At 68.7% G+C, this 9,787-nt stretch carries 7 protein-coding genes; 2 read left to right on the top strand and 5 right to left on the bottom strand.

Annotation, left to right across the window (positions count from 1 at the left end; translation table 11 throughout):
- Positions 1-315 precede the first annotated feature (315 nt).
- Complete coding sequence (locus tag ENSA5_RS03165) at positions 316-2,139, bottom strand: hypothetical protein (protein WP_106390070.1); 1,824 nt, start codon at positions 2,137-2,139, stop codon at positions 316-318.
- A 516-nt stretch (positions 2,140-2,655) separates the two neighbouring features.
- Here ENSA5_RS03165 and ENSA5_RS03160 point away from each other — a divergent pair.
- Together ENSA5_RS03160 and ENSA5_RS03155 are read left to right on the top strand one after the other, a co-directional pair.
- Complete coding sequence (locus ENSA5_RS03160) at positions 2,656-2,931, top strand: hypothetical protein (protein ID WP_146155267.1); 276 nt, start codon at positions 2,656-2,658, stop codon at positions 2,929-2,931.
- Positions 2,928-4,604 carry an FG-GAP repeat domain-containing protein gene (locus ENSA5_RS03155; protein ID WP_106390068.1) on the top strand — a complete coding sequence of 559 codons (1,677 nt, stop codon included), beginning with the start codon at positions 2,928-2,930 and terminating at the stop codon, positions 4,602-4,604. The genes ENSA5_RS03160 and ENSA5_RS03155 overlap by 4 nt, the downstream gene beginning before the upstream one ends.
- 3 nt (positions 4,605-4,607) lie before the next feature.
- Here ENSA5_RS03155 and ENSA5_RS03150 read toward each other — a convergent pair whose 3' ends face one another.
- From ENSA5_RS03150 to ENSA5_RS03135, 4 genes are all read right to left on the bottom strand, one after another.
- Positions 4,608-6,017, bottom strand: a complete 1,410-nt coding sequence (locus tag ENSA5_RS03150; protein WP_181197301.1) for a CotH kinase family protein — start codon at positions 6,015-6,017, stop codon at positions 4,608-4,610.
- A gap of 253 nt (positions 6,018-6,270) precedes the next feature.
- Positions 6,271-7,656, bottom strand: a complete 1,386-nt coding sequence (gene selA / locus ENSA5_RS03145; RefSeq protein ID WP_106390066.1) for an L-seryl-tRNA(Sec) selenium transferase — start codon at positions 7,654-7,656, stop codon at positions 6,271-6,273.
- Entirely contained in the window at positions 7,653-8,123 is a 471-nt protein-coding gene (locus tag ENSA5_RS03140) for an FHA domain-containing protein (RefSeq protein ID WP_106390065.1), read from the bottom strand. The genes selA and ENSA5_RS03140 overlap by 4 nt, the downstream gene beginning before the upstream one ends.
- Before the next feature lie 226 nt (positions 8,124-8,349).
- A partial coding sequence (locus tag ENSA5_RS03135) for a ComEC/Rec2 family competence protein (protein WP_146155264.1) occupies positions 8,350-9,787 on the bottom strand: 1,438 nt, incomplete at its 5' end.

Genomic DNA, 9,787 nt, shown 5'->3' with positions numbered 1-9,787 from the left:
AGGGGGCTTGTTTAGACCCCCCTGGCCGTTGGCGACTCTGCCACGCACGGCCGCAAGCGGCCGGTCGGTCGCTCGCTGCGCTCCCTCCCTCGGTGGGCTGGCATGAGCTTCGCCGTCGTTTGCGTGGCCCCCTAGGAGGGGGCTTGTTTAGACCCCCCTGGCCGTTGGCGACTCTGCCACGCACGGCCGCAAGCGGCCGGTCGCTGCGCTCCCTCGCTGGGCTATGAGCTTCGTCGGGGTCTGCGTGGCCCCCTAAACGTCAGCGAGGGCTCCCAGAGGAGCCCTCGCTGAGGCACAGAGCCGTTTGAGCGGGCGCTAGAGGCAGTTTGACTGCCAGGGCCCGTTGCAAGCGTTGATCTGCGACCAGTCGTAGGTCCCAAATTTGCCGCTGGAGTAGCTGTCGTCCATGACGACGAAGTTGGCGACGACGGAGTTGTCACTCAGATCCGTGATCGTGATCTCGGTCTCGGTCAGGTCGTAGAGCAGCTCCACACCGTAGTCACGGCCTTCGATCCAGCCCTCGGTCGAGGTCTCATCGGGGCCGAGCAAAACCGTGACGTTTGGCGTGTCCATGTCACAGCCGAGGTCAACTTGGCTGAGCGCACCGAGTGCGTCGACCTTCTTGACAACCATGCCCTCGACACCAACGCAGAGGCCGAGGTTCTGGGCCGACTGTTTCCAGTGGAACATGTAGAACTGTGAGGAATTCTGCCAGCCCCACACGAAGCCGATCCAGTCGTCGTCACCTTGGGCATCGGTCACGGTCATGGTCCCGGTGATGCGGGCCTGCTCGTGGACGACGGGGCAGACGTAGGCGGTCGGATCCGAGTTCGAGGTCGTGCAGGTCGTGGTGCCCTCGTTCGCGAAGTCGTGATCCGCGGCGTCGAGCAGGAAGCCAACCGCCTCGCACTCGGCGTCCGGAACCCCCCCGAGGACCCAGGGCTTGTCGGTCAGGTGGACGGTGATCTCGTCCTGGCCCATGTTCATCTCGCCGTCGGTCACGTCGACCGTGTAGGTCGTGATCTCTGTCGGTAGGGCCGTGGGGTTGGGGATCGCGGGATCGTCGAGGGTCTCGACGGGCGTCCAGGCGTAGACGTAGTTGCCGTCGCCGCCGCTGGCGGTCGCCATCAGCTGAGCGCTGCCGCCGTCTGTGGTGTCGACGCAGCCAGGCGCCGCGTCGACGCAGACGACCCGAGCACCGTCGGCGTCATCGCAGTCACGACCAGGCTCGACGCCCGGCTTGGGATCCATGTCGCCCCAGCCGTCCCCGTCGGCGTCGGTCATGCACGCCTCGGGGTCGTCGATCTCCGCCGCGCCCGGGTAGGTGTTGGGATCCGCGTCGTCGCAGTCGCCGACAGTGTCGGGGCCCGCCTCGATGTAGCCCTCGGGCGGCTCCTCCCCCTCCAGCAAGAACGCGCACATGCTCAGATCGAGGAACATGTCCATGTCCTCGTCCGGGCACCACTTCGGGCAGCTCTTGACCTCGGCGTCGTTGTCGTCGCAGTCGCTGCCGGGGACGGTCGAGCTGCCCTCGCCGCCGCTGGGCGTGGTGCTGCCCCAGCCGTCCTCGTCGTTGTCTTCCATGCACGCGGCCGGATCTTCGAGCTCGGCGGCGCCGGGGAACGCGTGGTCGTTGGCGTCGTCGCAGTCCGAGCCGGGCACGGCGTTGGCGTTGCTCGGCGTGTCATCGCCGTAGCCGTCGTCGTCGGCGTCGGTCATGCACGCGGCCGGGTCGTCGAGCTCGGCCGCGCCCGGGAAGGTGTTCGGGTCAGCGTCGTCGCAGTCGGTGGCCTGATCTTGCGGCACCGAACCGGGCGGGGGCTCTTCGCCAGCGGGGATCTCTTCGCAGTTGTCGGGATCGCCGAAACCGTCGCTGTCCTCGTCGATGCACCAGGTCTCGTCCGGCTCCCCCTCGGCGCTCTCGGTGCCGCTCTCGTCGCCGGCGGTCGCGGTCGCGGTGTCGGTGTCGGTGTCGGTCTCGGTGCCGGTCTCGGTGTTGGTGTCGGCGTTGCCGGGATCGCAGACTGCACCGGGCTTGCCGCGCCCGTCATCGAGACACGGGTCACCGCACGCCGTGAGGAGCGAGACCGAGAAAGCGAGACCAGAGAAACCAAGAATTTGTAGGCTGTTTCGTTGCATGTGCGTTTCGCCGGAGACTCCGGCTGCCGCGAGTAGTGTGCAACCACTCTCAGCGACGAACCCAAATTTTCCTTGGCCATCACGGAACGCATGCTGCGATGAATCACACCGGTGGGAGTGGCAGGTTCAGGTCGACTTCAAAGCCCACGTGATCACGGTCTCGACCAGAGATCCTCCCGCCAGCTCACCCACTAGTGGTTGCACCACTGCCCGTCGCATCCTGTACCAGAGACCACTTGCTCGACCTTGCGGGTCGCGCAGGCCAAGCCGACCCGCCGACATCGAGGATGTCGACCTGCTGAAGCATCAATTGGCATTGCGTCGTTGCGAGCGCGAGGGGCGATCCCAATCGACGGCAAGGCCGCGGAGCACAACTTTGTCTCGGTCGCGCTGACGCGGAAAACCGACCGATTTGTGGGGAGGCCAAGCCCGCGGCGTGAGCGGGCTCGACCGCATTTTCCGAATCCATGCGCCGCGCAACTCGCAGAACCTTCGAGCACCGCGGTACCATGTGTCATGACACCAGCCACCTCGCGCGTGTGTGTATTTGTGTCCACCGCGGCCCTCGTCGCCCTCGCGTTCGCCGCCTCGGCCTGCGACGACGACGCGGGCGCCAACAAGGGCGGGGACCGTCGCAGCGTGGTCGAGGGCGGCAAGGCCGAGTCGGCGCCGGGCAAGAAGCTCGAGCACGCCAAAGAGCAGATCGAGGAGGCCGAAAAGAAGATGGAGGACGCCGACGCGGATCGCTTCGAGCGCTCGGCCGGAGAAAAAGTCGAGCGCGGGCTGCCATGACGCGACGCGTCGCCTGCTTGATCGGGATCGTCACCCTCGCCGCGTGCAACCGCGCGAGCTCGACCGAGTCCGACGCCGAGGGTGAGACCGGCGCGTCCGAGACCGGCGCGTCCGAGACCAGCGGGCCGATCGAGCCCCCGCCGGCCTCGTGCATGCCAGCCGCAGACGGCGGCTCGGGCGAGGTTCAGGCCCCGGTCCTGCGCGCGACCTTGCCGGGCAGCTGGGACGAGAACTGGCTGGCCTCCCCGGCCCTGGTCGACGTCGACGGCAACGGGCAGCTCGACATCGTCGCGGCCCGCCACTCGGTGCTCTACGTCTACGACCAAGACGGCGCCCCGCTGTGGCAGACGGCGTGGTCCTACAGCGCGTCCAACTCCCCGGAACACGGCAGCGTGCGGATGTGGTCTTCGGCCGCGGTCGGCGACTTCGACAACGACGGCGACACCGAGATCGCCGTCGCGGCCCACCCCGACGACAACGGCTACAACGTCGCGGTCTACGATCACACGGGCGAGCTGCTGCCGGGCTGGCCGCAGGCCTACGGCGACGCCGAGGTCCGCAGCCTCGCGGTCGCCGACGTCGACGGCGACGGACAGCACGAGCTCCTGATCAACAAGCAGGCCGACGGCCCCGCGACCAACGTGTTCGAGCTCGACGGCAGCAGCGCCGCGGGCTGGCCACAGGTCGGAGACTGCACCGCGCCCGCGGGCGACTGCATCGACTACGGTGGCTTCAACCAAAACATCGGCGCGGGCGACCTCGACGGCGACGGCGTCCTCGACGTGGTCTCGACCTACGACGCGATCGGCTTCGGCGTCTGGTCCGGCGACGGCACCAACTTCGAGACCCACCCCGACTTCATGGACAGCTGGGTGACGGGCGTCGAGGCCTACCACGACCCCGAGCTCGCGATGCAAGGCTGGGGCACGGGCGACCGCTCGGAGTTCACCTACTCCCCACCGGTCATCGCCGACGTCGACGGCGACGGCGAGCACGAGATCGTGCTCGGAGGCGACCACGAGCACAGCGAGTCGACCGAAAACCAGGGCGTGAGCGTCTGGGTGCTCAACGCCGACATGACCCGCCCCGCGGGCTGGGAGTGGCCCAAGGACGCTGGCGCGCCGCTGGCCTACGACGCCGAGCTCGGCCACAACATCGTGCCGAATTATCCGAGCCCCGCGGTCGGCGACCTCGACGGCGAGCCCGGGCTCGAGATCGTGCTCCCGACTTACGACGGCCTGCTGTGGGCCTTTCGCTCGACCGGCGAGGTCATGTGGACCTACGCCTACGGCTCGGTCAACCCCTTCGTGGGTGCGAGCGAGGCCCTGATCGCCGACCTCAACGGCGACGGCTCACCCGAGGTCGTGTTTGCGACCTACGCGGCCGGCGAGCCGCGCATGCCCGAGGCGCCGACCCACCTGATCGTGCTCGACGCGGGCGGCAACGAGCTCCACACCGTCGAGCTCTCGTTCCGAGGATCGATGGCCGCGCCGTCGATCGCAGACCTCGACGGCGACGGCACCCTCGAGTTGGTCATCTCGCTCAAGGACTCGCTCGGCGACGGAGACGGCGGCGTGCAGATCTGGGACCTCCCGGGCTCGTCGGACAATTGCGTGCTGTGGGCGACCGGGCGCGGCAGCCCCCTGCGCACAGGCTACGTGCCGCTGCCCTGACCCTCAGGGGATCATGCAGTAGCCCTCGCCGTCGTCGATCCCGCCGCCCTGCCAACAGTTGAGCCAGTTGTCGACGAAGGCGTAGCGTGCGTCGACGAACTCGTGCAGCTCCTGGACTTTGACCATGTACAGAGCGTTGGAGTAGGGCTTGTTCGGATCCTCGAAGACCGCGTCCTCGATCTGCTCCGTCCAGGTCTCGATGCGCTGATGGAGCTTGTTCGGGTCGTAGCCCTGGTGCAGGATCTCGTCGATCAGGCCGACGTAGACCGCGAACCACATCGGATCTTGCAAGGAGATGTCGTACCAGGGCCGGCCGTGGGTCGTCGGCTTCTCCCACACGTAGGGATCGGGGTTGGCGGGGTAGTCGCCATCGGGCTCGTCGTTGAAATACTCGAAGGTGTTGTCGAGGTCCCAGGGCAGGAGCACGAATTTACCGATCAGCGGATCATCGTACATGTAGAAATTGAGCCCTCCTGCCCACAGCCCGTCGGAGTCGGGGATGATCGCCTCGGCCGCGTAGACCCGCAACGCCTGCTCGATGTCGAGCACAGCAAACAGCTCCTCGGGCGTGGCTGCGTCCTTGAGCGCGCTGAGGCGATCATCGTTGGCGGTGTCCTCGTTGGTCTTGAGCCTCCAGTTCCCGCGCTTCCACAGATCACCGCTTGGATCGTCGAAGGCCCGCTCGAGGTAGGCCTCGTCGATCTTCTCGATGTTGGTGAACACCCCGTAGTACTCACCATTGACGACGAGCCGCGCGTTGTTGGCGCAGGACGCACGAATGCCGACATCGCGCATGATCGAGAGCGCCAGGCGGTCACGCAGCATGTGTCGATTGTAGGTCGCCGCCTCCAGGACCAGCCGCTTGATGCCCAAGAAGTGACCGTCCGGATCGTTGGTGTGAAACCCGATCTGAAACTGCATCTTGTCATCAGGCAGCGGGTCCCAATAGCTCGGGTTGCCGCGCAGCCGGATCTGCGCGTCGTGGATCGTAATATCGCCGTATTTGAACTCGGTCAGCGGGTGATAGGGCTTGGGGTTGACGCCGAGGTCTTCGTTGGCCTGACCGTTGTTCCACTCGTGCTCGAGCAGGTCCCAGACGACTGGGTCGACCGTCACTTCGAAGGTTGGGAGCAGGTCTTGAGCGTAGATGGCGTGGCAGCCCTCTTCGTCGGGCGGCGGGATCTCTTCGTTGGGGTCGGTCTCGGTCCGCATATCGGGCGGAGGACCCTCGTCGTCACCGTCGCCATCGCCGTCGCCGTCGTCGTCGCCGTCGCCGTCACCGTCGCCGTCCGTCGCGCCGGCCTCGTCGTCAACGCCTTCGTCGGCAGCGTCAGCAGATTCCTCCGTCCCCCGTGCGCCGCCGGTGTTCGAGACAACATTGTCACCGCACGCGGCGACCATTGCCATGAGCATCACTGCACTATGTCGTTTCATCGACTGTCACTCCTCGCGGAACATTTGTTGACGCGTACTGAATCGGCTGCGACCCATCGGCGTCGCCTTCGCCGTCTTACTCGCCGTGTCCATCCATGGCATCGAGCAGCGGTGATTTATAGTGGTCGGTCCCGAGGGCCCGCGCAACGACACGCGAACTTGTCGGGTGAGGGTCCGACCGTCCGACCACCGCGATGTGATCGTCAGCTCAATCCCTGACACTCAATGCAGATCAAGTGACCGTGGAGCCGAGCCGACGCAGGCACGCGAGCAGCGTATCGTCGTCAATCGAATCGAGCGTCCGCAGATCGATCCACAGCTCGTTGTCGTGGGCGCGTCCGATCAGGGGCGGCTCCCCGGCCCGCAGGATCATCGCGGCCGCGTGGGCCTTGGCGGGTGCGACCAAAGCCACGCTCGCGAGCTCTTGGCCCGGCAACGACCCGCCGCCGATCGTCGCTCGACTGTCACGCACACAGCTCGACGGCCACCCGAGCGCCTCACACAGTCGCAGGCCCCGGGCGCGCAGCTGATCGACCCCGACCGCGATCATGTTGTGGAGCGGCAATCCTGGCGCGGACGCCTGCGCGTGGGCGATGACCGTCGCGTGGAGCGCCGCGAGGGCGAGCTTGCCGCAACGCAGCGCGCGGGCGAGGGGGTGGCGGCGACAGCGGTGAATCGCGGCGGCGGACCCGGCGAGGATCCCCGCCTGCGGACCCCCGAGCAGCTTGTCGCCCGAGAAGGTGACGAGGGTCGCGCCTTGCTCGAGGTAGGCCGCGACCGTGGGCTCGCCGGTTGGGATGCCCAAGCCCAGCGAGCCGCTGCCGAGATCGGCGATCAACGCGACGTCGCGCCCACGCGCGAGCGCGGCGAGCTTGGCGAGCGGGACCTCGCCGACGAAGCCCGCCTGGGTGAAGTTGCTCTGGTGGACCCACAACAGGGCCGCCTCGACGTTTGCGAGGCCGTCGAGGGCGGCCTCGTAGTCGCGCATGTGCGAGCGGTTGGTGCTGCCGACGGCGGTCAGCGGCGCGCCTCCGGCCGCGGCCATCTCGGCCACGCGAAAGCTGTCGCCGATCTCCACGTGCTGGCCCCGCGAGAGCACGACGCCGCCGCGCCCGAGGGCCGTGCACGCGAGCAGCAGGGCCGCCGCGCCGTTGTTGACGACGAGGGCGTCCTCGGCCTCGAACAGCGCGGCGAGCAGCGGCCGCAGCAGCGCGAGCCGGCTGCCGCGCTTGCCCGTGCTGAGGTCGAGCTCGAGATCGCAGGTCCCGGCGGCCCCGACGACAGCCGCGCGCGCGGGCTCGGACAGCGGCGCGCGTCCGAGGTTGGTGTGGAGCAGCACACCTGTGCCGTTGAGCACCGGTCGCGGGTGGACGCTCAGCCAGCGCTCGAGCTGGGCGCGGACCCTCTCGCTGAGGGCCTCGAGCTCGGCGACGGGTGGATCCGGCTCGCGGTCTTGGGCGAGCGCGGCGAGGACTCGGGCGCGCTCGGCCGCGATCGCGTCGACGACGACGCGGCGGGTGAGCTCGTGACGCAGGCCGAGCTCGGTCAGGCGCGGGTGCTCGAGCACGCGGTCGACCTTGGGCAGCTTGCGGAGGTGGGACTCGCGTGGGTGAGTCATCCGAACACCAGCAGCGCGCCAAGGAGGATCGTGAAGGTCAGCGCGACGAGGATCGGCGCGGTCAGTGGCGGCGCGGGAGAGTCGGCGGGTGAGCTCGGGTTGGTGGCCGCGCGTGGCCGGCGAACCGTGAGCTCGCCGCTGCGCACGAGCAGGCGGTCGACGTGGGCCCCGGCGTGGTCGAGGACCAGGCTCAGGGCGCCAAAGGCGAAGCGGGAGCCGTGGGTGAGGGTCGCGTCGCTGACCCTGCTGCCGTCGACGAGCACGCCGTTCTTGCTGCCGAGATCGCGGATCGTCGCGCCGTCGGGCGTGATGTGGAGCTCGGCGTGGTGGCGAGAGACGTCGGGGTGGCGCAGGAGCACGTCGACGCCGGCCTCGCGACCGAGCACGTGGGTGCCGAGGGTGAGCTCGTGGACGCGCGCGGGCTGCCCCTGACGCAGCTCGAGCAGCCGTGCGACGGTCTCCGGCACGGGGGGAGTCTAGCGGAGACCTGGAGGTGACATGAATTCTTGGCGCGTGGGCGGGGCGGTATCTGACGAGGGGAGATCAGCTGGGGAATTGTTCAGTTACGGGTGAACAGTCGGGCGATCGGGGGCGCAGCGGGGCAGCTCGACGACCCCCGCGAGCGCCCGGTCGTAGGCGCGGGCGTGGATCCGACGAGGACGGGGCGCGAGGTGGCGAGGTGGCGAGCAGCGCTCAGCGCCCCGGTTCGTCTCGCGCCACCGAGGTCGGCACCCATCGATCCTCGATTCGACAGCGAAGCGCCCCACCCTGCGAGCGCACGAGCGCACGACCGCGCCCGCCCTGAAGATAGCGACAAGCGCGGAGCGCCGCGCGAAGCTTGGCTGCGCCCGGCGGTCGACAACCGTCACCCGAGTGATCCTCAGCCAGCTCGAAGCCCGCGCGTTCGAGCTGTCGCCCGAGCGCGCGGGTCCGCGGATCCGAGGCCGGCTCCGACCAGCCACCGCCCTCCCCCACCTTCGGCAGCCCAGCGTCGAGTCGACTGATCCGCCGCACCCCCTCGAGCTCGAGCAGCCGACGCCAGGTCCCGCCCGAGTCGGTCGGCCGATACAGACACGCCGTCGCAGGCCCAGACGGATCCGCAACCAGCAGCGAGCGCGAGCGAAGGGTGCCCACGGCGATCCAATCAAAGCTCGGCGGCCCCACGAGCCGCTGCCGCTCACGGACATCCTCGACCAACACCACCATCGAGACCGCGATCGCCACGACACACGCGAGCTTCGGTGGCAACCACCCCCGCCGAGCACCGTCCCCGGCCCGAGGCCGACCCACGACCGCCCCCAACACCAGCCCGAGCACCGCAGCCCCCAACAAGCCGAGCGGACCGAACGCGGGGACCCGAGCCAACAACGCCGCGAGATCCAAGATCGGGCTCGCGAACAAGCGCGCCACCACCATCGCGACCGCGCCAACAGCCCCAGGCACCACGCACGCAACCAGCGCGACCGGCATCATCACGCCAAACAAGGGCAACGCGACAGCGTTCCCAACCAACCCATGCAGCGGCGCGACGTCAAAGTACAACACGCTCAAAGGCGCAGTCGCCCAGGTGATCCGCCAGCTCGCAGCCAGCACGCCAAGATCCCGAGGCGCCGTCACGATCGCCGCCATCGCAGACAGCGACAGCGCAAACCCGGGGTCCACCAACCACTCCGGCCGCACCAACAACATCGCGGCGGCCACAACCGCGAGGGTCGTCGGCCCATGACTCGGCCGTCCAAGCACCGTGCCCAGGTCGACAGCCGTGAGCATCGCCGCGGCCCGAACGGCCGACGCCGCCCCACCCGTGAGCCCGACGTAGCCCCACAGCGGCAACCACGCGAGCGCGCAGGCGTAGCTCGCCGGGATCGGCAACAGAGCCGCCCCCCGCCGCGCGATCACCTGCAACCACAGCGCGGCCACAGCGATGTGCAGCCCGCTGACGGCGATCAAGTGCCCGAGCCCCGCCGAGCGCAGCTCCTCGCGGGACTCGGGCGCGAGCGCCGAGCGAAGCCCAAGCCCCGCGGCCACGACCAGGCTCGCCGCCGGATCCCCCCGAGTCGAAGCCCAGGCCCGCTGACGCTGGTGCGCGACCCACCGCCAGTAGCGATCGAGCACCCCCAAGCCCCGAGAC

The sequence above is a fragment of the Enhygromyxa salina genome, from assembly GCF_002994615.1.
Lineage (GTDB): Bacteria > Myxococcota_A > Polyangia > Nannocystales > Nannocystaceae > Plesiocystis > Plesiocystis salina_A.
Note: the sequence above shows the minus strand (reverse complement) of the source record. Positions and strands in the feature narration are given on the sequence as shown.